The following is a 23,115-nucleotide window of genomic DNA, read 5'->3' as shown; positions in this document are numbered from 1 at the left end:
CTGCGACGGCTCGGATCGAGCCTTGACAGTGATCTACGCCACTTCGTAAACTATTGACTGTAGTTAAATTCGGGCGCTTTCCGTACCCGGACACCCGATCCGTATCGGCCGAATTCGATTACGCACTCTGCGTCACGTTGCCGATGCACAACCTCGAGGAGAACACATGGCCGCCACAATAGGATCGGCTCTGCACTGGTGGTCGCGGGCAGAAAGCGACCGGAGCGCGATCATCGTCGACGACGAGTCGGTGACGTACCGCGAACTCGCGGGCTGGACCAGCCGGATTGCACGCAGGTTGGTTGATGAAGGCGTCACACCCGGTGATCGGGTCGGCCTGCTGGGGGCCAATTCGCTTGAGTGGCCTGCGATGGCGCTGGGCATTCTCAAGGCCGGTGCGGTGCTGGTGCCACTGAACAGTCGACTCAAGCCGGCAGAGTTGCGCAAGGTCGCAGACGACGCAGGGATCACCAAAGTGGTTGCTGCGGAGGACTTGCGTACCGAGGCGTCGGCTGCCAGTTCGCTGGGCGAACCGTACGACATCGTCGGGTTCGGTGACCTCGCGGTGCTGCGCGCGGGTGCCGACGACGACTTCCGGGTGGACCTCCCCGAGGACGAACCGACGACCATCCTGTTCACGAGCGGGTCGACGGGTGTGTCGAAAGGCGTCATCCTGACCAACCGCACGTTGCTGAACATCGTGCTGGAGAACACGCTGACCGATCCGGGATTCCGGCCGCAGACCACCACGCTCCTCGTGCTGCCTTTGGCGTTCACCCCGGGCTTGGTCTATGGATTGCTCATCACCACCGTTCTCGGTGGAACCCTGGTGGTCGAGCGAGAGCTCAATCCGGCACGAGCAGTGCAGCTCATCGAAAAGCATTCGGTCAAAGCGATTTTCGGTGTGCCGCTGATCTTCGAGGCGATCTCGCGCGCGCCGGAGTTCGCTGATGCGGACCTGAGCTCGCTGCTGACGGCAATCGTCGGTGGAGCCGCCGTCCCCACGCCGCTGCTGAAGCGATGGGCCGACAAGGGTGTACTCCTGCGGCAGATCTACGGGATGACAGAAGCCGGCGGCGTCGCCACTGCCACCTTGCGTGACGAGGCCATGGATTACCCGGATCGATGCGGCACGGGGAACATTTTCACCGAGGTCACGGTCATGCGATCTGATGGGACGTTCGCTGATGCGGGGGAGGAGGGCGAGATCGTCGTCCGTGGCCCGCTCGTGACGCCAGGCTATTGGCAGGATGAGGAGACCACGGCGGCGGCCATTCGGGACGGCTGGTTGCACAGCGGGGACCTCGGAACCCGGGACTCCGAAGGCCGGGTGCAATTCGTGGACAGGCTCAAGGATCTCATCATCTCCGGAGGCATCAACATCTCTCCCGTCGAACTCGAGCGGGTGATCTCACAGATCGATGGAGTCGAAGAGGTTGCGGTGATCGCAGCACCGGACGAACGTTTCGGTGAGACGCCGGCAGCAATCGTCAGCGTCTCCGGTGGTGTGGACGAGGCGGCGATCATCGAACACTGCAACACGCTGGTCTCGGACTACAAGGTGCCGCGTTACGTCGTGATCCGAGATACCCCGCTGCCGCGGCTGCCGAGTGGAAAGCTCGCAAAACTGGCGATTCGCAAGGAGTACAGCGACGTGAACACTCGTTTCGACAAGATCAGGTGATCTGATCCGGTCGCGGTGACGGCCGGTGGAGATCGTTCGAACGGCGAGACCTGTCGGGTCTCGCCGTTTGCGCATGTTTGACGTTGATCAGGTCATCGGCACTGGCTGTGGGCCACTGGTCAAGCCATCATGAGATGATGGACGAATTCTGACAGTTGTATTGGAGCGGTGCGAAAGCCGCGTCGAGGGCAAGGAGCGACATGGCTCGCCGCAAAACCGGGATCGTTCTGTCTGCGGACATCGATGAGGCCCGGTCGCAGATACTGATGGCGGCTCAGTCGGTGTTTCTCCGTTACGGAATCAACAAGACCACCATGGACGACATCGCCCGGGAGTCGGGTGTGTCGAGACCGACGGTGTACCGCTACTTCAAGGATCGCGATTCACTCATCTCGGCGTTGATCGAGATGCGCTCGCGACTGCTGTTCGCTCGTGCCCGCGAATTCGTGCAGAGCCAGCCGACATTCGACGACGTAATCGTGGAAGGTCTGATCTTCCTCATCGACAACGGTCGTCGCGATCCGATCGTTCGGATCCTGGTCAGCCCGGAGCGGATGGAACTGGCCACAGCTCTGGTGGGAAGCTCGGATCTCGCTGCCAAGCTCACGCGGGAGATGTGGGAGCCCATCTTGCTCGAAGGTCAACAGCGGGGCGAGATCCGGACAGACGTGAGCATCGACGAGATCAACGAGTGGTTTGCTCTGCTGCAGTTCATCTTGGTCGGTAGGCTCGACTTCAGCAATGCCGATGATCCTGGGCACCGCAAACTCATCAGGACGTTTGTGCTCCCTTCACTTCGGCCGTGAGTTCCGTCGAGCCGGACTCACCGGCCTGACCACACCGGATCCCGCTTCTCGGCAAAGGCGCGGGGCCCCTCGGCGGCGTCGGCGCTGCTGAACACCGCTCGAGCCTCGACCTTGTTCGCGTCCCAGGCGGCCCGCTCGTCCGGGATGTCGCCGTCGATGATCCCGCGCGCGAGCCGCTTTGTCGCCTGAACGGCTACCGGGGCATTCGCCGCGATCTGCTCGGCGAGCTCTATCGCTGCCGGGAGCAGTTCCTCCGCCGCCACCACCCGGTTTATCAAGCCGAGTTCATACGCGCGTGCGGCATTCATCGATTCCCCGGTCAGCACGTACTCCATCGCGAGTTTCGGGGGTAACTGCTTGGCAAGTCGAAATGCGCCGCCGGCGGCCGCGTAGATTCCGCGTTTGACCTCCGGCAGTCCGAACTTCGCGGTGTCGACCGCGATTGCGAGATCGGCCGCGAGGACCAGCTCCGTACCTCCGCCGAGCGCGAATCCGTTGACCGCAGCGATGATCGGCGTACTGATCGGATGCTCCACGACGCCGGCGAAACCCCATCGTCTGGCTTCCCGATCGGTCGCATCGATACGCTCGCCGGCCGCGAGTGCCTTGAGGTCGGCGCCTGCGCAGAATGCGGCCGTCCCGGCGCCGGTGAGAACAATGGCGCGAATGTCTTCGTCACCGTCGGCGTCGTGCAGCGCCTGTCCGAGAAGGTCGGTGACCTCCCGATTGATTGCATTACGCGTCTGCGGACGGTTGATCGTGATGATCCGGACGTGACCTCGTGACTCGACTCGTACGGCCTCGTTCGACTCGGTGCTCATCAGCACTCCTCTCGCGGATGTCGGTGTGCCCGCACCATACCCAGATCGCGTGGACGGAACCAGGGCGTTGACCCAATTTATCTATAGGCATAAGGTTAACTCACAGGCGATCGATCCGCGGTGCGGGTGCGAAGGAGTGAATAGGTGAGCGTGCCAGAGTTCAGGGATCTCTACGTGAAGCATGTCGAGAGTGTTGCCGCGGGTGACATGAAAGCTGCCTTGGCGGACATGGTGCAGGCGAACATCCCTGCCGTCTTCGAAGGTGTCCAAGTGCCCCGCGGGAAAGTGCTCTCATATGAGATCAAAGACGCTCGTGCCGAGGGTGACCTCCGGATCGGTGAAGCAGTCTACGTGACGGCCGACGAAGGCGCCATCGGGTTGCGCTCGACCTGGGAGCTCCGTGACGGTGCCTGGAAGGCCGCGTCCTTGGGCAATTTCGCGGTGCCCGGGGTCGCTGGCAATGACTGAGGAACCTTGGGGCCCGTCGGCAGACGGTCTCGATCAGCCCTATTGGGATGGCCTGCTGGAGGGCAAGCTCCTGCTGCAGCGATGCGGGGTGTGCGCCGAGTGGATCTGGGGTCCGCAATGGATGTGCGGGTCCTGCCATGCATTCGATCCGCTGTGGGAAGAGGTCGAACCGGTGGGCAGGGTCTACAGCTGGAGTCGCAGCTGGTATCCGTTCATCACCGAATTGGCCGATCGGACGCCCTACATCACGGTGCTCGTCGAACTGCCGGGTGCCGGGAACCGTCGCGTGCTGGGAATCCTGCTCGGCGACGAGACGCAGAACATCAGCATCGGCGACACCGTGGCCGGTGAATTCGAACACGACGAAGGTTCTACGTGGCCGCTGTTGCGCTGGCGTCGGGCCGATGTGAGGACAGCAGTATGAGTGCGGTGGAACTCCGCGGCGCGCGGCGGTGGTCGGAATGTCCGAAAAACACTACAAGCGTGGACAATCGCCGCACGGTGAGTTTCGGATGACGCTCGAGGCCATCGTCGACGCGTGTGCCGACGCCGGGATCTCGCCCCGCGAGGTGGACGGATTCGTGTCCTACGCCGGAGGAGGGCAGGACGGCGCAATGCTGGGCGGCGCGCTGATGGTCGATGACGTGAAGTGGTCGAACATGATGTGGGGCGGCGGCGGTGGTGGTGTCGCCGCTGCCTTGAACAACGCTTCGTTGGCGATCGCGACCGGTCAGGCGGACTGTGTGGTTGTCTACCGGGCCATGTCTCAGGCCGACACCGGCCGACTCGGGTACGCCAAGTACTTCTACGGGTCGCACTATCTGGCGCACGGTGTCGGATCACCGGCACAGATCTGCGCCCTGCGCACCCAGCGTCTGCTCGAGCATGATGGTGTACCGCGGGAAGCCCTGCGCGCCTTGGTGTTGGCGGCCTATCGGCACGCGCAGCAGAACCCGACCGCGCAGGGTTATGGAACGCCGCTCGATGCGGAGACATATGAGTCCTCCCGGCTGATCGCCGAACCCTTCCACCTGTTCGATTGCTCGCGAGAAAGTGACGGCGCAGTTGCTCTGTTGGTGGTGTCGGCCGAGCGCGCCGAATCGATCCGTCCGGACGCGGCGTATCTACTCGCCGGCGCCCAGGGTGCGCCCGGTGGTTATTCATCCATCATCGACAACGACGATCAGTATGTCTCGGCAGGTTTCGCCGGCGCGGGCGGTCGTCCGGGAGTCGCCGACAGGCTCTGGCAGAGCGCGCGATTGGGGCCGGAGGACGTCGATGTGGTCCAGGTCTATGAGAACTTCAGCGGACCCGCCGTGGCCGCTTTGATCGACCACGGGCTGGTTCCCGGCGGGCCTGCGGCAGGGGACGTGATGACCGTCGACAACCTCACAGCAGGCATCGGCAAGCTGCCGGTGAACACCAGTGGGGGCAACATCGCCGATTCGTTCGTGAACGGGATGGGCCTGGCGGTCGAGGCGGTGCGGCAGATCCGTGGAACGTCTACCAATCAGGTGGCCGGTGCCCAGACCTCGCTCTTCATCGGGGGACCAATGGCACCGCTGGTGTCCTCGACGCTGTTCGCGCACCGCGACGTGCTCTGACAGGTATCGCCGAAGTATCGCCATCCACCTCGTGTATCGGAAACGGAAAACCCATTGATCAGCAACAGTTTCGACCGCAACCACCTGTTCATCGGAGGCCGCTGGGTGCGTCCGATTCAGGGATCACACAGCGACGTCGTCGAGGCAGCCACCGAGAAGGTGCTCGGCTCGGTGGCATTGGGCGGCGCAGCAGATATCGACGCGGCGGTCGCTGCCGCCCGGTCGGCGCTCCAGGGCCCGTGGGCGGCATTGAGCAACGCTGACCGCGCGGACGTGCTCGACAGGTTCGCCGGGGCACTGAAGTCGCGGGCGAAGACAACGGCGTCTCTGGTCAGTCGGGAGAACGGTATGCCGATCTCACTGTCGATCGGCGTCAACGGTTACAGCCCCGCAGCGATGCTCGGCTACTACGCAGGGTTGATCCGCGGGACCGACGCCTCAGAGACCCGGGCCGGGCTTTTCGGTGGGCGGACAGTGGTCCGGCGAGAACCTGTTGGTGTGGTGGCAGCGATCACCCCATGGAACTACCCCCAGCCACTGGCGATGATGAAGATTGCCCCGGCATTGGCCGCCGGGTGCACCGTTGTACTCAAGCCGGCGCCCGAAACATCCTTGGACGCATACATCTTCGCTGATGCCGCGGACGAGGCCGGCCTGCCGCCGGGTGTGCTGAACATCGTTCCTGCCGGGCGCGACGACGGCGCGCACCTGGTCGCGCATCCGGGCGTCGACAAAGTCGCGTTCACGGGATCGACGGCAGCGGGCCGGGCCATCGGTGAGACCTGTGGTCGGCTGCTGCGACCGGTCACACTCGAACTGGGCGGGAAATCCGCCGCCATCGTCGCCGAAGATGCGGACCTGGCAGAATTCTCGGCCGGGTTGGCGGAGGTATCGCTGGTGAACAACGGCCAGACCTGTCACGCGAGTACGCGAATACTGGCGCCTCGAAGCAGATACGACGATGTCGTCGAGGCGGTCACCGAGACCGTTCGCGGACTGCGGGTGGGCGACCCACTCGATCGCACCACCGATGTCGGACCTCTGGTCAGCGCGACACAACGCGAACGTGTCCTGGGATACGTCGAGGCTGGGCGCGCTGCCGGCTACCAGATCTCGGTGGGCGGCGGTGTGCCCACCGACCAGCCTCAGGGCTGGTTCGTGGAGCCGACAGTATTCGTGAACGTGGACAATTCCGCGATCATCGCCCAGGAAGAGATTTTTGGCCCGGTGCTGACCATCACCCCATACGACACCGAGGACGATGCGGTGGCGATCGCCAACGATTCCGAATACGGTCTCGGCGGCACGATCTGGACGTCAGATGAGGCGCACGGTTACGAGCTGGCCGCCCGTATCGAGACGGGCACGGTGGGTGTCAATCACTACGCCCTCGAGCTGGCCGCGCCCTTCGGCGGTGTCAAGGCTTCCGGCCTGGGAAGGGAGCTGGGGCCCGAAGGCCTGGCCCCGTACTCCCGAGCCAAGTCGGTGTACTTCAAGGAACGCTGACATGGGCAACACTGCGGCTCGTCCGCTGTCGGGAATCAGAGTCCTCGATCTCGTCGAGGGACTCGGTGAATCCTGTGGCCGGTACCTCGCCGATCTCGGCGCCGAGGTGATCCGGGTGGAATCACCGAACGGCTCGAGTTCGCGACAGGCGCCGCCGATGATCGACGGTGTGAGCATCCCTTTCGCGCTTCGTAACGCGGGAAAGCTCGGAATCACACTTGATCTGTCGGCAGCTGCTGATCGTGATCAGCTCCGGGATCTGATCATCGACACCGACATCCTGCTCGAATCAGCTCGGCCCGGCACCATGACCGACCTGGGCCTGGGACCGGACCACCTCGCCACTGTGAACCCCGCTCTGGTGTACGTGTCGATCACCGGGTTCGGTCAGACGGGGCCCTACCGCGATTGGATCGCCACCGAGTCGACGTTGTACGCACTCAGTGGTGTGCTGTCGCGGTCCGGCGCGCCAGGTGGGGAGCCCTTGCTACCGCCCGCCGGGCTCATCGAGGGGGCCGTCGGAGTTCATGCCGCGTGGTCGGCGTTGTTGGCCTACTTCAGACGGCTGGAGACCGGCGTCGGTGACGTGGTGGACATCGCGGCATACGAGGTCGCCGTCCACGGCTTCGATCCGGGATTCGGTACACAAGGGTCGGCAGCAGCGGGTCGCTCCGAAGACTATCCCCGCGGCCGCCCCGACGCCGCGAATTTCTACCCGGTCTTCCCCTGCGCCGACGGGCACGTGCGCATCTGTCTGCTCGCAAAGCGGCAATGGCGCGGGATGTTCGAATGGCTGGGGGAGCCCGCAGCATTCGCCGACCCGAAATACGACACCATCCCGGCCAGATTCGCCGCGGCGGACCGACTCGGTCCGCTCATCGCCGCGTTGTTCGCCGACCACACGCAGGCCGAGCTGGTCGCCGAAGGGGCGCGCAGGGGAGTTCCGGTCGGAGGGGTCCACACACTTGCCGAAGTGCTGACCGCCGAACACTTCGCGCAGGCCGGGTCGCTGGTCGACGCCGAGATCGCGCCCGATGTACGCGCCACGATCCCGTCGGGCTACGTGTCGATCGACGGGCTCCGGGTCGGGTTCGCCCGCCGGGCACCCTCACTGGGGGAACACAACCGTGCACTCCCGCTGGTGCAGGGTCTGAGGGCCGAGCCACCGGCGACCACGAGTCGGTCGGCGGCACCGTTGGCCGGACTGCGGGTCCTCGATCTCGGCGTGATCGTGTTCGGTGCTGAACTCAGTCGGCAGTTCGCCGACAACGGTGCGGACGTCATCAAGGTGGAGAACGCGAACTACCCCGACGGGCTTCGACAGTCGAAACGCGGCTCAGCACTGGCGGCCTCGGTGGCCTGGGGTCACCGGAACAAGCGCAGCATCGGACTGGACCTGCGCACCGAGGATGGTCTGGCTCTGTTCAAAAGGCTTGCCGCGCAGGCAGATGTGGTGCTGGCCAATTTCAAGCCGGGAACGCTGGACGCGATGGGTCTGTCGTACGAAGATCTGTCAGCGATCAATCCTCGCATCATCGTTGCCGAGGGCAGCGCCTTCGGGAGTTCGGGCCCGTGGCGCCCCCGGCTGGGATACGGGCCGCTGGTACGGGCCTCGTGCGGGGTCTCTGCGCTGTGGCGTTACCCTGACGACGCCGAATCACTCTGTGACGGCTCGACTGTCTACCCCGATCACATCGCCGCGCAGGTTTCCGCGGTCGCAGTGTTGGCAACGTTGATCGAGCGAGTCACCTCGGGTCGGGGCCGAGCGATCGAGGTCGCTCAGGCAGACACCGCCCTGATGCAACTGGGCGTGCAATTGGTGACCGAGGCGCTGTCGCCGGGGACGGTGACCGTGCCGGGGAACAGCAATCCCCACGCTGCTCCGGCAGGTGTATACGCCTGTGCCGGGGACGACGAGTGGTGTGTTGTTTCAGTGGTCGAGAACTCGCAATGGCCCCGTTTGTGCGAGGTCATCGGTCGATCGGATCTGGCTTCGGACACCGCCCTTGAATCCGCCTCCGGGCGGGTGAAGGACCGGTACCGGATTGATCAAGCACTCGGACAATGGATCTCAATGCGTTCGCCCGCAGACGTGACGGCTCGGATGCAGGCAGCAGGAGTTCCCGCAGGAATGATGCACCGCCTACCCGACTTGCTCGAGGATCCACAGCTGACGGCACGGGACGCCTACCGCCGGTTGGCCCACGAACTACTGCCCGCGGAACTGCCTGCCGCGACTCGGGTGGCGAGGTTTCGGCACATACCCGACCCACCGCTGCGCCAGGCGCCGCTTGCCGGTCAGCAGAGCAGGCAGATCTGTGCCGAAGTACTCGGCCTCGACGACGATGACATAGAAAAACTCATCGCGAGCGGAGTGCTGCAGGTCGCAGTTCCGTTGGACGCTTCAGTGACGACGAGAAGGCCGTAGCCCGCCCGGTTGTCGCGTGCGGGAGGCAAGGGACGCAGGGGAGAACAAAATCTGCGATTTCTCGAGTTCGTCCGAGAAAACGGCCATAAACCAATAGGCAGTAGGTTTACGATGACAGAAGGCGACGGGGCCAACGAAAGAGGATTGTCAATGACACGACTCGAGGGCAAGGTCGCCTTCATCACCGGTGCGGCCGGTCGAACTCATCGAAGCCGTCGGCATCAGCAACGCGATCGTCTTACTGGCCTCCGACGAGGCCCGCTACGTCACCGGCGTGACCCTTCCCGTCGACGCCGGCTACAACAACCGCTGATCGAAGGAGCAACATGACCATCACCGAAACCGCCGCCGACTCCGTACCGGGAATCGCCGATCGCGAACAGGTGTTCATCGGCGGCGAGTGGGTGAACTCCACCGGAGACGATTGGATCGAGCTGGTCGATCCATGGACCGAACAGAACGCTGCCAAGATTCGCAGTGCCACAGTGGAAGACGTCGCCCTTGCCGTGAAAGCTGCTCGCGAATCGTTTGATTCGGGCGAGTGGTCCTCGAAGTCCATGGCCGAGCGGGCCGACGTCATCGACGCGATCGCCGACCGCCTCGAGGCGCGCGCGGACGAACTCGTCCCGATCGGGGTGGTCGAGGTCGGCATCCCCGTCGTGGTCAGCACCATGACCCAGCAGATGGTCGGTGGCCTGTTCCGGGCAGTGGCTGCCGAGGCGAGAAGCTTCCAGACGCGGGAGGATCGAACCCGCGGCGATGGGGGAGTCTCTCGCATCCTCAAGGAGCCCACCGGAGTGGTCGCAGCGATCATTCCCTGGAACGGCCCGATCGGCACGGTGGCCTTCAAGGTCGCTCCAGCTCTGGCCGCAGGATGCTCTGTAATCCTCAAAACCGCGCCCGAGGCGCCACTGTCCACCTCGGTCTTCGCCGACATCATCGGTGAACTCACGGCCGAGGGGCTGATCCCGCGCGGTGTGGTCAGTGTCCTGTGCGCTGATCGCGAGGTGTCGGAGTCATTGGTCACCAACCCGGAGGTCGACCACATCACGTTCACGGGCAGTACCTTGGCCGGCCGCCGGATCATGGCGTTGGCAGCAGACCGGGTCGCCAAGGTCTCGCTGGAGCTCGGCGGCAAATCGGCAGCGATCATCCTCGATGACGCCGATATCAACGATGTGCTGCAATCCCTTCCGATGGGCGGCTGCATGCAGAGCGGGCAGGCATGTATTGCTCTCACGCGGGTGCTGGTGTCGCACAAGCGTCATGACGAAGTTGTGGAAGCGTTGAAAGCGGCCTACGGCGCCATCCCGATGGGCAATCCTTGGGAGCAGACGAACTTCCTCGGTCCACTTGCGATGGAGCGGCAGCGCGACCGGGTGGAGAGCTACATCGCGTCGGCCAAGGCAGATGGCGCGACGGTGGTTCTCGGCGGAGGACGCCCGGCCGGCATCGAACAGGGCTTCTTCATCGAGCCGACTCTGATCGACGGCGTCCGCAACGACATGAAAGTGGCTCAGGAAGAAGTGTTCGGGCCCGTCATCTCGGTCATCACGTATGACGACGAAGACGACGCCATCGCCATCGCAAATGATTCCATTTACGGACTCTCCGGCGCGGTCTACACCAAAGACCTCGATCACGGTTTCGAGGTGGCACAGAAGGTTCGGACCGGCACCATCAGCGTGAACGCGGCCATCATCGACTTCACGTTGCCGTTCGGCGGCTACAAGCAGTCCGGTATCGGTCGCGAAGGCGGTGTGGAAGGTCTCGAGGAGTTCTTCGAGATCAAGACCGTTCACATGCCGGCGCCCACGTCCGGTTAGAACCTGGCATCGCCGAGCGGCGGTAGACACCACTTGTCGGTGTGTACCGCCGCTTTGGTATTTCGAGACCGACTAGGCGGGTTCGGCGATACCGAGATCGTGATCGCGCATGATGCCGTGCAGGAAACTGCGGATCATCTCTTCGAAGAGTTGCTTGGACGTGTACTCGTTGGCTGCCAGCGCCTCGGTCAACAACGGCTGAGAATGCTTGTCCACGTTGGGGAAGATGGTGGATCGCGTGCTCTGTTTGCGTACGGCTTCCATCATCACCGCTCCGATGGCGATGGTCTCCATGCCGTCCAGGATTTGGACGTGCAGTTCGATCGGAACTCCGGAGTCGAGCAAGAACTGCGCCACTTCCTCGTAACTCCCGGTGAGAACGTCCCGGGGCAGATAGTTCAGGAGCAGCGGCGCAGCGTTGCGATGCCGCAGAATGGCGCGTCGAAAATTCAACCCGAGCTGAACAAAATACTCAGGCCAGTTGGGTCCCGGCTTCCGCCGGGGACGCGCAACGTCGGCACCGGCGATATGTCGGGCAACGGCGGACAAGATCTCTGATTTGTCCGAAAAGTGATGGTAGAGCGAAGGAGCGCGAACACCGAGTTGCTTGGCGATGCGCGGCAGGCTCAGGGCCTCGAGTCCGTCAGCGTCGATGATCTCCAGCGAGGCCTCCACGACGGTAGCGCGGCTGATGAGCGGTGTTGATGGCCGAGGCATGTCAGACAGACTCGCGCGAGGGGGAAGTGACGCGGGCAGATTGCATGCCTAGGAATACTAGTCCTTCCCACCACCAGATCCGGCCAGGACGTCGCCGAGGGATGGTGGCCAAAACCTTTAGCTGGTAGGTGGGGTGGGTGCGGGCTCTCACCGTGTGGGCGGCACGTCGCTGTCGAGGAACTCCACCAATCCTTGGCTCAGTACGTCGTTGTCGTCGCCGCTGACCATGTGGCCGGCGCCGCTGACGTCGATGTGCCGCGCCCCGGGGATGCTCTTGAGCAGGTCTTGAGCACCGTCGTCACTGACCACGTCGGATTGGGCGCCGCGGATCAACAGCGTGGGCACCGTGATCGATTCTGCTGCGCGGCGAGCTCGAAGCTCACGCGCGGCAGCCAGGTCCGGTCCGTTGTCCTTGTGTTCGAGCAGCCGGGGGTCCCAGTGCCAGTACCAACGGCCACCACGCCGACGGAGGTTCTTTTGCAGCCCTTCTTCACGCGGAGGCCGAGTGCGGGAAGGGTTGTAGGCGGCAACGGCATCGACGGCGTCGGCGAGGGTGTCGAAGCCGTCGAGGCCGGATTCCATGAATTGTCGAATACGCTCGAGTCCCGCCGTCTCCGCCTTCGGCGTGATGTCGACGAGAACCAGCGCCCGGCCGAGCTGATAGTCCGCCTGGGCGGTGAGTGCTGCCAGACCTCCCATGGAGGCCCCGACGAGAACAGGGCTGCTGCCGAGGGCTCGTGCGACCGAACGTATGTCACGGGCATGTGCGGAGCTGCTGTAGTCGCCGTCATCCGACCATCCGCTGCCACCGTGACCGCGAGCATCTATCGAATACGCAGTCCAGCCGTGCTGGGCCAGTCGAATGCCGGTGTTCTGCCAAGAGTGCCGCGTCTGGCCGCCACCATGGAGCAGCAAGACGTCGCCGCGGCTGGCTCCGGCCGGTTCCCACCTGTCGGCGGCGAGGTCGATGCCGTCCCCGGGTAGTTGTATTTGGCTGTCTGTCGTCTGCATGTCCTGGTTCCTCTCGTGCCATGCCTTGGTGTGCTCGCAGTCAGTGTCCCGAGGTGCCGCCGTCGACGGCGAGGGTCGAACCGGTGATGTAACCGGCGCCGCGACCCGCGAGGAAGACCACAGCCGCATCGATCTCCTGCTGGGTGGCGGTTCGACCCAACGAACATCCCCGAAGGAACTCTGCGAGCGTGTCAGAGTCCATCTCCGCGATCATGTCAGTGTCGACAAAGCCGGGGGCGATGGCATTGACACGGATGCCCTTGCGCTGCGCCCACTGGTGCGACAGATCGCGGGTCAATCCGATCAATCCCGCCTTGCTCGACGCGTACGCGGCCTGCGGCAACACTGACTTGACCAGACCGAGCATGCTCGAGATGTTCACGATGCTCGATCCTGGTTTCATCACCCTGGCACACGACTGCGCCATCCAATACGCTCCGAAAAGGTTGACTTCCATCACATTTCGGTAGTCGTCGGGGTCTTCTCTAGTAGCCGGGGCGGCGTGCGTGACACCGGCGTTGTTGATCAGGATGTCTACCCGGCCGAATTCGGATATCGCCGCAGCGGCGAGGGCGTCACACTGAGCCGGGTCGGTGACGTCGGTCGGGACAATCAGGCACCGGCGTCCCCGTTCGGCAACCGATTTTGCTACTTCTTCGAGGAGATCTTTGCGCCGGGCCGCGACCACGATATCGGCGCCGGCATCTGCGAGGGCGCGAGCGAATCCCGCACCGAGTCCGCTGCCGGCCCCGGTGATCACAGCGACCGATCCGTCGAGCCGGAAGAGGTCGAGAATCGAACTGCTGCCTGAATTGTGCACTGTGGCGACCTTCCCATCGACTGCGCTACCATTAAACTAATGGCATAAGTTTTAATACCAGACGCAGGGAAAGTGGGGTGAGCCGGTGGTCGACGAAGTGAACACCATGCGTCCGATGAAAGTCATCGGCAAGCGCGAAGTGGCCGACGGGGTGGTGACCATTCAGCTCGCCGACGCACAGGGCGCGCAGGCGCCGGGCTGGACACCCGGGTCGCATATCGACCTGCTGCTCGACGACGACCTGGTGCGCCAGTACTCCCTGTGTGGAGACCAGTCGGACGCGTCGTCGCTCACCGTCGCCGTCCTACGCGAGGCCAATGGTCGCGGAGGTTCGATCCGCGTACACGACAAGGTCGAGGTCGGTGACCTCATCGAGGTCAAGGGACCTCGCAACCATTTCGAACTGGTGAAGGCCGAGTCGTACTTGTTCGTCGCAGGAGGGATCGGAATCACCCCGATCATTCCGATGATGCGCGAGGTCGAGTCCTCCGGCGTGCCGTGGAAACTGCTGTACGGCGGACGGGCCCGCGGCAGCATGGCGTTTGCGGGCGAACTGGCCGAGCAGTATGGCGACCGGGTGCAGCTGTGGCCGCAAGATGAATTCGGGTTGCTGAACCTGGTGTCCGAACTCGAGCAAGCGCAACCGGGCACGGCGGTCTACTGCTGTGGTCCCGAACCCCTGCTGCAGGCGATCGAGACGGCGTGCGCCGCCCGCTCTGACGTAGCGTTGCATGTTGAACGTTTCTCGCCCAAGGCGCAGTCTTCCGAGGTCGTGAACGGCGCGTTCGAGGTCGAGTTGAGCAGATCGGGGATGACCATCACCGTCGGAGCTGATGAGACCATCCTGGATGCGGTGCTGGACGCCGGCGTCGAGGCTGACTTCTCCTGTCGCGAGGGCACCTGTGGAACCTGCGAAGTCGCTGTTCTCCGGGGTAGGCCCGACCACCGGGATTCGGTGTTGGACAAAGACGAACAGGATGCCGGTGACGCGATGATGATCTGTGTCTCGCGCAGCCTCGATCCCACATTGGTCATCGACCTGTAGCCGTAAATACGAATACTGAGAGAAAGAGCGTTGTGACCGACGAGATGAGTACCGAGAACGCTGTCGAACTGGAACGGCGGGGCGTGGTGGCGGTCGTGTGGCTCAACCGCCCAGATCGACTCAATGCCTTCACCTTTGACATGCGCACGCGCATCATCGAGGTGTTCGACGAATGTGACGCCGATGATTCGATCCGGGCCATCGTCCTGACCGGTAAGGGGCGGGCGTTTTGTGCGGGAGCCGACCTGGCGGCCGGCGGCGACACCTTTGTTCTCGACGACGACCCGGAAACCGGAGGTGCTCCCGCGGACTCGGGTGGCGAAGTGGCCTTGCGTCTGTACCGGTCGAACAAGCCCGTCGTGGCTGCGGTCAACGGCCCGGCAGCAGGTGCCGGTGTGACGATGAGTCTGCCTGCCGATATCAGGATCGCCTCGGAGACCGCGAAGTTCGGATTCGTTTTCACCCGCCGGGGGCTGGTGCCGGAGGCATGCTCTACGTGGTTCCTTCCGCGGATTGTCGGGATCTCGACGGCGCTGGAATGGACGATGGGCGGCAAGATGGTGTCGGCTGCCGAGGCTCTCGAGCGGGGTCTGGTGCGTGAGGTGGTGCCGGCCGAGGATGTTCTCGAGCGGGCGATCGCGGTGGCATCCGACCTCGTTTCTGGTACGTCCCCGGTGTCGGTGGCGATGACCCGGCAGCTGTTGTGGCGAATGCTCGGTGCCGACAGCCCAGAAGTGGCGCATCGCGCAGAGTCCGAGGCAATTTACGTGAGGGGAACGTCAGCCGATGTTCGCGAGGGTGTCGCAGCGTTCCTCGAGAAGCGGGTACCTGACTTTCCGCAGGCGGTGTCGGGAGGGTTGCCGAACGTTTTTGGTTGAGGCGCACCGTGCGCTGGAATACGTTCGATGCGCGTCCACCCTTTCCATCCTCGTTTCTCGAGATTCGCGAAAATGGCTTTCATGACCGGCGCAGCATCAAAAGTGGTGGCGTCCAACAGATTGATGAAGGGGTCGTCGAGCCCGTCGACGTCGATCTCGCCTGCCTGCACAGCCGCGATCATCTGGCGCTCTATGATCTCGGCCGCCTCATCGACTCGCGGATCATCGACAGGCCAGTCGAACGCATTGCTCAGCAGGCTGTAGAGCCGCAAGGTATCCGGATCGTCCAGCTGCCTGTGCTTCGACACGATTACCTCGTCGATCTGGTCTGGTACTTGGGCTGCGATCATGATCCACGCGTCGCGTTCCATCTCGATGTAGCGTTCCTCGACGTCGAGACCGCGCAGCCGATCCAGATAATCGACCACGCTCTGCGGGAGGGCCAAGTGATCCCCTGCGGCGAGTCGGGCCAGCCGTTTACGAGTGTCCTGTAGTCGGCGGATCTCGGCGCGTAGCTCTATATCGATCTCGCCAAGTCCCTCGGCGAACTCGTCGGGCTCTGCGTCGAGTAACTCTTCCACCCGGGCAAGTGGCACACCTGCGTCGGCCAGAGTTCGGATTCGGATCAGCCTGACAACCGCCGCTGCGTCATAGCTTCGATACCCGGAGTGGTCGCGCGCGGGCTCGGCCAGCAGCCCGATCTTGTGATAGTGCCGGATGGCCCGCACAGTCACACCCGCGTAGGTGGCCAATTGACTGATGGTGAGCATGGGTCTCAGACTGCCTCAGCCAATCTTCCGCCGGTAGGTGATTGCGGCGAAACCGTATGCGATGACGAAGATACCGGCACACCACGCCACCGCGATCCATGTGTCCGAGGCCGCAGCCTGACCGGTCAGAAGTTCTCGGATCGCGTTGACGATCGACGTCGCAGGCTGATTCTCCGCAAACCATCGCACCGGGCCGGGCATGGTCTCGGTGGGAACGAATGCTGAGCTGACGAAGGGCAGGAAGATGAGCGGGTAGGCGAACACGCTCGCCCCTTCCACCGATGACGCGGTAAGCCCGGGAATCACCGCGATCCAGGTCAGCGCAAGCGTGAAGAACAGCAGGATCGCGACAACTCCGAGCCAGGCCAGCATCCCCGCGGCGGAACGAAATCCCATGAGCAGAGCCACCACAACGACGATCACCAACGAGATGATGTTGGAGACCAGTGAGGTCAGCACGTGTGCCCACAGCACCCCTGATCGCCCGATCGGCATCGAACGGAAACGCTCGAAGATTCCGCCCTGCACGTCCTGAAAGAGTCGGAATGCAGTGTAGGAGGTGCCAGAGGCGATCGTGATGAGCAGAATTCCGGGCAGCATGTAGTCGATGTATTCGACTGCGCCGGTGTCGATTGCACCTCCGAACACGTAGACAAACATGAGCATCATGGCAATCGGCATGAGCGCGGTGGTGATGATGGTGTCCACACTGCGTGTGACGTGACGCAACGTGCGTCCGGTGAGGACAGCGGTGTCCCCTAGAGATCGAATGGCCATGAGTCAATCCTTGGTCGTCGGTCGAGGCTCGGCGGCCCTTGTCATGTCTGACTTGTCACCGACGATGGCGAAGAACACGTCTTCGAGTGTCGGCTGCTTCTCCACGTACTCAACCTTTGTGGGAGGAAGGTGCTGTCTGAGGTCATCGAGTGAACCGTTCACGATGATCCGACCACGATGGAGTATGGCGATCCTGTCCGCGAGATGCTCCGCCTCCTCCAGATACTGCGTGGTCAGCAAAACGGTTGTACCGCGCCCGGCGAGCTCTTTCACGGTCTGCCACACCTCGACGCGCGCCTCAGGGTCAAGCCCGGTCGTCGGCTCGTCCAAGAAGATCACCGGCGCATCTCCGATGAGACTCACGGCAATGTCCAGACGACGGCGCATCCCACCTGAGTACGTCGACACTCTTCGAGAAGCCGCGCCGGACAGCGAAAACTGCTCCAGGAGGGCATCTGCGGTGCCCGAAGGGTCTGGTAGGTGCCGGAGCTTGGCAATGAGGACCAGGTTCTCCCGCGCGGTCAAGATCTCATCCACCGCGGCGAATTGCCCGGTGAGGCTGATCGACTCCCGCACCTCGCCGGGACGTGTGGCGACGTCGAAACCATTGACGATGGCCGAACCTCCGTCGGGTCGCAGCAACGTCGACAAGATCTTCACGGCGGTGGTCTTGCCCGCCCCGTTCGAGCCGAGAAGCGCGAAGATACTGCCTCGCGCCACGTCGAAATCTACGCCGCGTAGCACTTCGAGCTCACCGAACGACTTTCTAAGGCCCTCGACGCGAACGGCCGGCTCACCATCACGTGGTTGATTCACGGGTATGTCCACAAAGTAAGTGCCGCCACGGTATCGCGCGTCGAGACCACAGCGGCACGGGTCGCGGATGACCCACCTCGGTCGTTGCTATTTACGTCTCTCCTCATTTCCTACCTCTCCAGTTCTTGTCCCGCTGACCGGGCAACAGATCGTGGAAGCAAGGATGAATGGTTGCCCTAGCGTCAAGGTCAAGCGTTTTCGGCGCAGACGCGTGATCCCGATGTGATTGCGGTAATCGGGTCCCGATCTCGGCCCCGGCGTATCTCGGTTCTGACCTCGAAAACAGCCCCGTCTGACTGTCGTTCGGCCGGTCGACCCCCGCGTCCGCCGACCTGCGACGACTCCGGCCGCCCGTCATCGACACCTTTCCGTGACTAACTCTTTCGACGTTGTTAGCGACGGTAGGAGTGGGTCGGCAACGAAAGGATCTGCTCAATGAAAAGTATTGTCAGTGCTCGGATTTCGAAGTCAGCAGCCGGTACGGCGCTCACCGCCTTCGCGGCTGTGGCGCTCATGACGGGATGTGCAGACAGCACTGCGGACAGCTCTGCCTCCGTCACGACCACGTTGACCGAGACACGCACCGCAGATCCCGCCCTCACCTCTCCGTCGCCGGCCGCAATCGACGTGCCTGCCTCCGAGCCGGTGGGGGAGGAAGCGCCGTGCGGGTCACAGGTCGATGCGACGACGATCGAAGATGCGATCGCGCAGATCGCGCCTCCGATGCCTGGTGTGAATTGGGTGAGGGGCGAGAGCAACGCCGGCACTTGTTCGTTGCTGATCTTCGTGGCCCTCCATACCCAGGGCGGTACGGGCTCGTCGCCGAATCAGCTGTTGCTCTTCCGTGGCGGTGAGTTCCTTGGTACCGGCACCGCCTGCAACCTCAGCTACCAGATGATCACTGGTGCCTCCGACGATCAGATCGACGTTCGGTACCGCTACATCGTTGCCGACGAACCCAATGCCGCCCCGCAGGGCGAGGTGAACGTCGCCTACCGGTGGAACGGGTCCGGCATCGACATGATCGGCGAACTCCCTGAGGAGATCACCGACGGTGAATGCTGAGCGCCCGTCCTCGGCGCCTGAAACCGGACCACTCAGCCGGCGGAGGACACCCGACCACCACGCCACTTGGTGGCGCTCAGAAATCGATCCCAGCTCAAGACGGCGGGATCAATGTTTCTGCTCCAGCGCACGTCGCGGCCGTCGTCGAAGTAGCCGAACTGCACCGCGTACTCGGCCATGCCGAGTACTTCGTCCACCAGAAGGGGGTTCTTGCCCAACTGCGGAAAGTAGGTGAGTAATCCGTCGCGCGAGGCCAAGAACCTTCCTGAGCCGACCTCAACGTACGTTGCGCCACTGCAGGCGGAATTATCGAACGTGATCCGGCTATTCGGGCGCTAGGACTAGTCGATCGGATCAGAGAAGTACGAAACCGTAAAACTGTACTTGTCCAATTTCGCCCAAGTCAGCAGCGATTCGTCGAGTGACGCTCTGGTGTCAGCTGCTACGGAGGGCGGGGATTGCGAATACATGGTGTCGAGATCATCCGCTGCCTGCAGGATGTGTCTCCAGGAGTCACGCAAGTGACCAATGAGGTCGCCGAGAACACTGGCCTCGGCGATGTCACTACGTTCGCCAGCGGCGAGTTGTGTCCCCAAAGGTGTTGGATGACCGCCGAGTTCGCAATGTCCCGAATAGTCCTTCTGGCGGTACTCGTTGTCATCGTCTCGGTAGATCCGTGACGGTTTCCACGCTTGCTCGCGCCGCTCGCGGTCCGAGTTGAGCCACTCAGGAATCAGGTCGACATTCTGTTGGAACTTCCATAGGACAAACTCGGTTTCAACGATCTGACGGATGAGCGCATAGGCGGGATAATGATTGCCACACTCGACTAATTGGCATACTCCGCCACCCAGTGCAGCAGCGGTGACTGCGATCCGAGCTACTCCCTCATAACTGTCAGCCGCGTCGACGTGTCCACCGTCGCATAGGTCGACGCCACGGTTGTGCAGCGCTATGGCTGCTCCGTTGATCGCCACTACGATGCCTTGAGCGTTCTCCCGGCGGCTTTCCCTCATCTCGGGGTCGCTCGCGTACCGCGCCGCGTTAGCATCAACTCCGGCCTTATCCGACAACTGGACTGCCTCTCCCTGCTCGCGTAGCAGCTTTCGAATCTTCGCTACGGCGGCGTTCGGATGTACCCCAAATGCTTCACCGAGCGCGATTGCGGCACCGGTTGCGACCTCTTGGGCTCCGATTGCGACGGCAACAGGACCCTCTTCGATTGGTCCAGGAGCCTCACCGGCAATAACAGTTTCGATTAGGCGCGCTGCAATCAACCAGTACTCGTCTAGCTCGGCTCGGGCGTGAGAACGCGCGCGCTCTAAAGCGCCCGCCATCTCACACTGAAGCTCGGTCTTGAGGTGTCGAACCAAGATGATGGCCACGTTGACCAGCGGGTCGGCCATCTCTGCGACAGCCTTGTCGTCCCTCTTCGCGATGGCCGCGTCAAGTGACTCGCCCTCACCTCTTAGGTGGCCTACCAGGAGTCGAACGCCGCGAGTGGCTGTCACCAACTGCTGCTTGTTCACTGCGAAAGTTTCTCACTGCGGTCAAACAGAGCGGATACACACGCCGCGCCTTGGGTAGGACGGGGGTAGTACGGCGACTGCGAATGTAGCCGAAAACCTTGCTACGTGGTGCCCCCGGTCAGACTCGAACTGACACTGGACGGGTTTTGAATCCGTTGCCTCTGCCAATTGGGCTACGGGGGCGCGTCGCAGACCACACTTTAGATGACGGGCCGGGCGCCGATCCAACCGGTACTGTTGCACCACATCACGGCGCTCGACTGCGCACGGGACGGCGATTTCAATGTGGAGGTGGGACCGATGGCAACGACGGACGCAAGTGCAGCTCAGGCCAAGGAGCCGGCAGCAACGGTCCGCCGTGTCCTGGTCGCCGAAGACGATTCCTTGATCCGAATGGACCTCATCGAGATGTTGCGCGAAGAGGGCTACGACGTGGTGGGGGAGGCTCCCAACGGTCAGGTGGCCGTAGAGCTCACCGAGGAGTTGCGGCCCGACCTCGTCATCATGGATGTGAAGATGCCCATCCGCGACGGTATCGACGCGGCAGCGGAGATCGCCAGCAAAAGGCTTGCAGCCGTCGTCATGCTGACCGCCTTCAGCCAGCGCGATTTTGTGGAGAAAGCCCGGGATGCCGGCGCGATGGCGTATCTGGTGAAACCCTTCACCAAAGCGGACCTGGTGCCGACTATCGAGGTCGCGGTGAGCCGGTACACCGAACTCAACGTTCTCGAACGCGATGTCGCCGACCTCACCGAACGTCTTGAGATCCGCAAATTGGTGGAACGCGCAAAGGGCATCTTGATGGAGTCGCATTCGTTCAGCGAGCCCGATGCATTCAAGTGGATTCAGCGTGCGGCCATGGATCGCCGTACCACGATGAAAGCAGTGGCCGAAGTGGTCATCGAGACCCTCGGTAACAAGGCCAAATAAGCGCTCTGCCAGGCGTTTCCGTCGCCGCCGGGACGTTTCGGGGCCCGGCCGGTGCAGACGCGCCGAAGCGCCGACCGGACAACCGTGTTTCAAATCGGTCACGGCCAGGCTGCAGGTGCTCTCCAGTTTCACGAACGTTACTCGCGGGCAACACGATGGCGCTAGCTTTACCCAAGCGAGTGGCGGTCGTATGCGTCGTAGAAGACGCGCCGCGCTCGGTGGTTTACCGCGAGGAGAATGTTGATGTCCCACAGATATCTCTTGAGGGGAACGATTGCCGCGGCGGTTTCCGTCATGGCAATTGCCGGCTGTAGTTCAGACGATTCTGACGACACGGCGACGACCGGAGGCGCGACCGGTGCATCCGCGTCTTCGTCCACGGAGGCGACAACCAACACCGACTGTGGTGAGAACGCCGACAAGGCGACGCCAGGACCGGTCAGCACGGCCCCCCTGAAGATCGGCACGCTGCTTCCCGCCACGGGAAGCCTGGCGTTCCTCGGACCGCCTGAGTTCGCAGGCGTCAAGCTCGCCGTTCAGGATGTGAATGCGGCAGGCGGCGTGCTCGACCAGCCGGTTCAGCAGATCGACGGTGACTCCGGAGACACCACGACCGACACCGCCAACGCCACCGTGGACCGCGAGCTCGCAGCCGGTACCCAGGTGATCGTCGGCGCCGCATCCTCGTCGGTGTCGCTGAAGGTCATCGACAAGATCAGCAATGCCGGGGCAGTGATGTTCTCGCCGGCCAACACCTCTGACGAGTTCACCTGCTACGCAGACAAGGGCCAGTACTTCCGCACCGCTCCTGCCGACACCCTGCAGGCCCAGGCGCTTGCACAGGTCATGGCCGAGGGCGGCGTGCAGCGTGTCGCCATCCTGGCGATGAACGACCCGTACGGCACCGGTCTGGCCAAGAACACCGTCTCCGATCTCGAGGCCGCGGGCATCCCGGCCGACCAGATCAAGACGATCATCTACGACCCCAACGCGCAGTCGTTCAACGCCGAGGTCGACCAGGTCAAGAACTTCAATCCCGACGGCATCGCCGTCATCGGATTCGAGGAGAGTGCCAAGATCATCACCCGTATGAACGAGGTGAAGATCGGACCGAAGGACAAGCTCGTCTTCGGTGTCGACGGCAACATGGGCAACGCCCTGGGTGAGTCGGTGGGTCCGGGCATCCTCGAGGGGATGAAGGGCACCACGCCGCTGACCAACGTCGGCCCGCAGTTCGAGGCCCGTCTGAAGACCGCCGACCCGGCACTGATCGACTTCAACTACGCCGGCGAGAGTTACGACGCCGTGGTCATCTCCGCGCTCGCCGCCGAGGTGGCGAAGTCGACCAACGGTCGTTCGATCGCAGCGAACATCAACGCTGTGACCGAGGGTGGCACCAAGTGCAAGACGTACCAGGAATGCCTGCCGCTGGCCAAGGCCGGCACCGACCTCGACTACGACGGTGTCACAGGCGAATTGGCCTTCGTCACCGCCGGTGAGCCGTCGGTTGGTTCGTACGGTGTACTCGAATTCGATGGCAGCAACAAGTTGATCACCCCTGTCGCCGACTACAAGGTCGTCAAGGGCAACTGATCACCTCGCAGAGGTGAATGC

General features: G+C 63.0%; 22 protein-coding genes, 1 tRNA gene and 1 pseudogene. 14 read left to right on the top strand and 10 right to left on the bottom strand.

Translation table 11 applies throughout. The features are described 5' to 3' along the window. Window positions 1-166 precede the first annotated feature (166 nt). Window positions 167-1,684, top strand: coding sequence for a class I adenylate-forming enzyme family protein (locus W823_RS49485; protein ID WP_023960799.1), 1,518 nt, complete (start codon window positions 167-169; stop codon window positions 1,682-1,684). A 200-nt stretch (window positions 1,685-1,884) separates the two neighbouring features. Beyond that, window positions 1,885-2,490: a TetR/AcrR family transcriptional regulator gene (locus W823_RS49480; RefSeq protein WP_023960798.1), complete on the top strand. Its 606-nt coding sequence runs from the start codon at window positions 1,885-1,887 to the stop codon at window positions 2,488-2,490. Between the two features lie 17 nt (window positions 2,491-2,507). Here W823_RS49480 and W823_RS49475 read toward each other — a convergent pair whose 3' ends face one another. Continuing rightward, complete coding sequence (locus tag W823_RS49475; protein WP_031332902.1) at window positions 2,508-3,311, bottom strand: crotonase/enoyl-CoA hydratase family protein; 804 nt, start codon at window positions 3,309-3,311, stop codon at window positions 2,508-2,510. A 144-nt stretch (window positions 3,312-3,455) separates the two neighbouring features. On the opposite strand from W823_RS49475, the gene W823_RS0130120 reads away from it, so the two are divergent. The 7 genes and pseudogenes from W823_RS0130120 to W823_RS49455 all read left to right on the top strand — a co-directional run bounded on the left by W823_RS0130120 (window position 3,456) and on the right by W823_RS49455 (window position 11,143). Next, window positions 3,456-3,779 (top strand): hypothetical protein, encoded by a 324-nt coding sequence (locus W823_RS0130120; RefSeq protein WP_031332900.1) that lies wholly within the window; start codon window positions 3,456-3,458, stop codon window positions 3,777-3,779. Next, a complete protein-coding gene (locus W823_RS0130115; RefSeq protein ID WP_031332899.1) occupies window positions 3,772-4,203 on the top strand; it encodes a Zn-ribbon domain-containing OB-fold protein in 432 nt (143 codons plus the stop codon). The genes W823_RS0130120 and W823_RS0130115 overlap by 8 nt, the downstream gene beginning before the upstream one ends. A gap of 37 nt (window positions 4,204-4,240) precedes the next feature. Next, entirely contained in the window at window positions 4,241-5,383 is a 1,143-nt protein-coding gene (locus tag W823_RS49470) for a transporter (protein ID WP_051406622.1), read from the top strand. Between the two features lie 54 nt (window positions 5,384-5,437). After that, window positions 5,438-6,889, top strand: coding sequence for an aldehyde dehydrogenase (locus W823_RS49465; protein ID WP_023960794.1), 1,452 nt, complete (start codon window positions 5,438-5,440; stop codon window positions 6,887-6,889). Window position 6,890: 1 nt separating this feature from the next. Further along, window positions 6,891-9,317 (top strand): CaiB/BaiF CoA-transferase family protein, encoded by a 2,427-nt coding sequence (locus W823_RS49460; RefSeq protein WP_023960792.1) that lies wholly within the window; start codon window positions 6,891-6,893, stop codon window positions 9,315-9,317. A gap of 193 nt (window positions 9,318-9,510) precedes the next feature. Beyond that, window positions 9,511-9,630 (top strand): annotated as a pseudogene (locus tag W823_RS57840) (SDR family oxidoreductase); the annotation flags it as partial. Between the two features lie 13 nt (window positions 9,631-9,643). After that, window positions 9,644-11,143, top strand: coding sequence for an aldehyde dehydrogenase (locus tag W823_RS49455; protein ID WP_023960788.1), 1,500 nt, complete (start codon window positions 9,644-9,646; stop codon window positions 11,141-11,143). Window positions 11,144-11,215: 72 nt separating this feature from the next. On the opposite strand, the gene W823_RS49450 is transcribed toward W823_RS49455, so the two are convergent. The 3 genes from W823_RS49450 to W823_RS49440 form a co-directional block, all read right to left on the bottom strand. Beyond that, a complete protein-coding gene (locus W823_RS49450; RefSeq protein ID WP_023960786.1) occupies window positions 11,216-11,860 on the bottom strand; it encodes a TetR family transcriptional regulator in 645 nt (214 codons plus the stop codon). 147 nt (window positions 11,861-12,007) lie between these two features. Beyond that, window positions 12,008-12,871, bottom strand: coding sequence for an alpha/beta fold hydrolase (locus tag W823_RS49445; protein WP_023960784.1), 864 nt, complete (start codon window positions 12,869-12,871; stop codon window positions 12,008-12,010). 40 nt (window positions 12,872-12,911) lie between these two features. Beyond that, on the bottom strand, window positions 12,912-13,691 hold the full coding sequence (locus W823_RS49440; RefSeq protein WP_023960782.1) for an SDR family NAD(P)-dependent oxidoreductase: 780 nt from the start codon (window positions 13,689-13,691) through the stop codon (window positions 12,912-12,914). Window positions 13,692-13,806: 115 nt separating this feature from the next. Here W823_RS49440 and W823_RS49435 point away from each other — a divergent pair, with 115 nt between their 5' ends. Continuing rightward, the gene (locus W823_RS49435) at window positions 13,807-14,736 is read left to right on the top strand and encodes a PDR/VanB family oxidoreductase (protein WP_031332897.1); all 930 of its coding nucleotides are present in this window, start codon (window positions 13,807-13,809) and stop codon (window positions 14,734-14,736) included. Window positions 14,737-14,780: 44 nt separating this feature from the next. Then, window positions 14,781-15,614: an enoyl-CoA hydratase-related protein gene (locus W823_RS49430; RefSeq protein ID WP_031332896.1), complete on the top strand. Its 834-nt coding sequence runs from the start codon at window positions 14,781-14,783 to the stop codon at window positions 15,612-15,614. Here W823_RS49430 and W823_RS57430 read toward each other — a convergent pair. From W823_RS57430 to W823_RS49420, 3 genes are read right to left on the bottom strand one after another with little or no spacing between them, the layout of a single operon-like run. Beyond that, window positions 15,500-16,384, bottom strand: coding sequence for a MerR family transcriptional regulator (locus tag W823_RS57430; RefSeq protein ID WP_023960776.1), 885 nt, complete (start codon window positions 16,382-16,384; stop codon window positions 15,500-15,502). The two genes, W823_RS49430 and W823_RS57430, sit on opposite strands and share 115 nt — an antisense overlap. 15 nt (window positions 16,385-16,399) lie before the next feature. After that, a complete protein-coding gene (locus W823_RS49425; RefSeq protein ID WP_023960774.1) occupies window positions 16,400-17,161 on the bottom strand; it encodes an ABC transporter permease in 762 nt (253 codons plus the stop codon). 3 nt (window positions 17,162-17,164) lie between these two features. Further along, entirely contained in the window at window positions 17,165-17,977 is an 813-nt protein-coding gene (locus W823_RS49420) for an ABC transporter ATP-binding protein (protein ID WP_023960772.1), read from the bottom strand. A gap of 435 nt (window positions 17,978-18,412) precedes the next feature. Here W823_RS49420 and W823_RS56775 point away from each other — a divergent pair, with 435 nt between their 5' ends. Continuing rightward, the gene (locus W823_RS56775; protein WP_081729854.1) at window positions 18,413-19,042 is read left to right on the top strand and encodes an LppP/LprE family lipoprotein; all 630 of its coding nucleotides are present in this window, start codon (window positions 18,413-18,415) and stop codon (window positions 19,040-19,042) included. Between the two features lie 32 nt (window positions 19,043-19,074). On the opposite strand, the gene W823_RS49405 is transcribed toward W823_RS56775, so the two are convergent. The 3 genes from W823_RS49405 to W823_RS49395 form a co-directional block, all read right to left on the bottom strand. After that, window positions 19,075-19,299 carry a hypothetical protein gene (locus W823_RS49405; protein ID WP_023960766.1) on the bottom strand — a complete coding sequence of 75 codons (225 nt, stop codon included), beginning with the start codon at window positions 19,297-19,299 and terminating at the stop codon, window positions 19,075-19,077. A gap of 84 nt (window positions 19,300-19,383) precedes the next feature. Continuing rightward, window positions 19,384-20,571 (bottom strand): hypothetical protein, encoded by a 1,188-nt coding sequence (locus W823_RS49400; protein WP_023960764.1) that lies wholly within the window; start codon window positions 20,569-20,571, stop codon window positions 19,384-19,386. Between the two features lie 106 nt (window positions 20,572-20,677). Then, a tRNA-Leu gene (locus W823_RS49395) sits at window positions 20,678-20,754 on the bottom strand. Between the two features lie 117 nt (window positions 20,755-20,871). On the opposite strand from W823_RS49395, the gene W823_RS49390 reads away from it, so the two are divergent. Together W823_RS49390 and W823_RS49385 are read left to right on the top strand one after the other, a co-directional pair. After that, entirely contained in the window at window positions 20,872-21,501 is a 630-nt protein-coding gene (locus W823_RS49390; protein ID WP_031332893.1) for an ANTAR domain-containing response regulator, read from the top strand. Window positions 21,502-21,744: 243 nt separating this feature from the next. Further along, complete coding sequence (locus W823_RS49385; RefSeq protein WP_031332891.1) at window positions 21,745-23,094, top strand: ABC transporter substrate-binding protein; 1,350 nt, start codon at window positions 21,745-21,747, stop codon at window positions 23,092-23,094. Window positions 23,095-23,115: the final 21 nt, after the last annotated feature.

The organism is Williamsia sp. D3, assembly GCF_000506245.1.
Taxonomy (GTDB): Bacteria; Actinomycetota; Actinomycetes; order Mycobacteriales; family Mycobacteriaceae; genus Williamsia; species Williamsia muralis.
Note: the sequence above shows the minus strand (reverse complement) of the source record. Positions and strands in the feature narration are given on the sequence as shown.

Coding starts and splice junctions, on each gene's coding strand:
- W823_RS49485 (WP_023960799.1), top strand. CDS start 167: ATGGCCGCCACAATAGGATCGGCTCTGCACTGGTGGTCGCGGGCAGAA.
- W823_RS49480 (WP_023960798.1), top strand. CDS start 1,885: ATGGCTCGCCGCAAAACCGGGATCGTTCTGTCTGCGGACATCGATGAG.
- W823_RS49475 (WP_031332902.1), bottom strand. CDS start 3,311: ATGAGCACCGAGTCGAACGAGGCCGTACGAGTCGAGTCACGAGGTCAC.
- W823_RS0130115 (WP_031332899.1), top strand. CDS start 3,772: ATGACTGAGGAACCTTGGGGCCCGTCGGCAGACGGTCTCGATCAGCCC.
- W823_RS49470 (WP_051406622.1), top strand. CDS start 4,241: ATGTCCGAAAAACACTACAAGCGTGGACAATCGCCGCACGGTGAGTTT.
- W823_RS49460 (WP_023960792.1), top strand. CDS start 6,891: ATGGGCAACACTGCGGCTCGTCCGCTGTCGGGAATCAGAGTCCTCGAT.
- W823_RS49455 (WP_023960788.1), top strand. CDS start 9,644: ATGACCATCACCGAAACCGCCGCCGACTCCGTACCGGGAATCGCCGAT.
- W823_RS49450 (WP_023960786.1), bottom strand. CDS start 11,860: ATGCCTCGGCCATCAACACCGCTCATCAGCCGCGCTACCGTCGTGGAG.
- W823_RS49445 (WP_023960784.1), bottom strand. CDS start 12,871: ATGCAGACGACAGACAGCCAAATACAACTACCCGGGGACGGCATCGAC.
- W823_RS49435 (WP_031332897.1), top strand. CDS start 13,807: ATGAAAGTCATCGGCAAGCGCGAAGTGGCCGACGGGGTGGTGACCATT.
- W823_RS49430 (WP_031332896.1), top strand. CDS start 14,781: ATGAGTACCGAGAACGCTGTCGAACTGGAACGGCGGGGCGTGGTGGCG.
- W823_RS57430 (WP_023960776.1), bottom strand. CDS start 16,384: ATGCTCACCATCAGTCAATTGGCCACCTACGCGGGTGTGACTGTGCGG.
- W823_RS49425 (WP_023960774.1), bottom strand. CDS start 17,161: ATGGCCATTCGATCTCTAGGGGACACCGCTGTCCTCACCGGACGCACG.
- W823_RS56775 (WP_081729854.1), top strand. CDS start 18,413: ATGAAAAGTATTGTCAGTGCTCGGATTTCGAAGTCAGCAGCCGGTACG.
- W823_RS49390 (WP_031332893.1), top strand. CDS start 20,872: ATGGCAACGACGGACGCAAGTGCAGCTCAGGCCAAGGAGCCGGCAGCA.
- W823_RS49385 (WP_031332891.1), top strand. CDS start 21,745: ATGTCCCACAGATATCTCTTGAGGGGAACGATTGCCGCGGCGGTTTCC.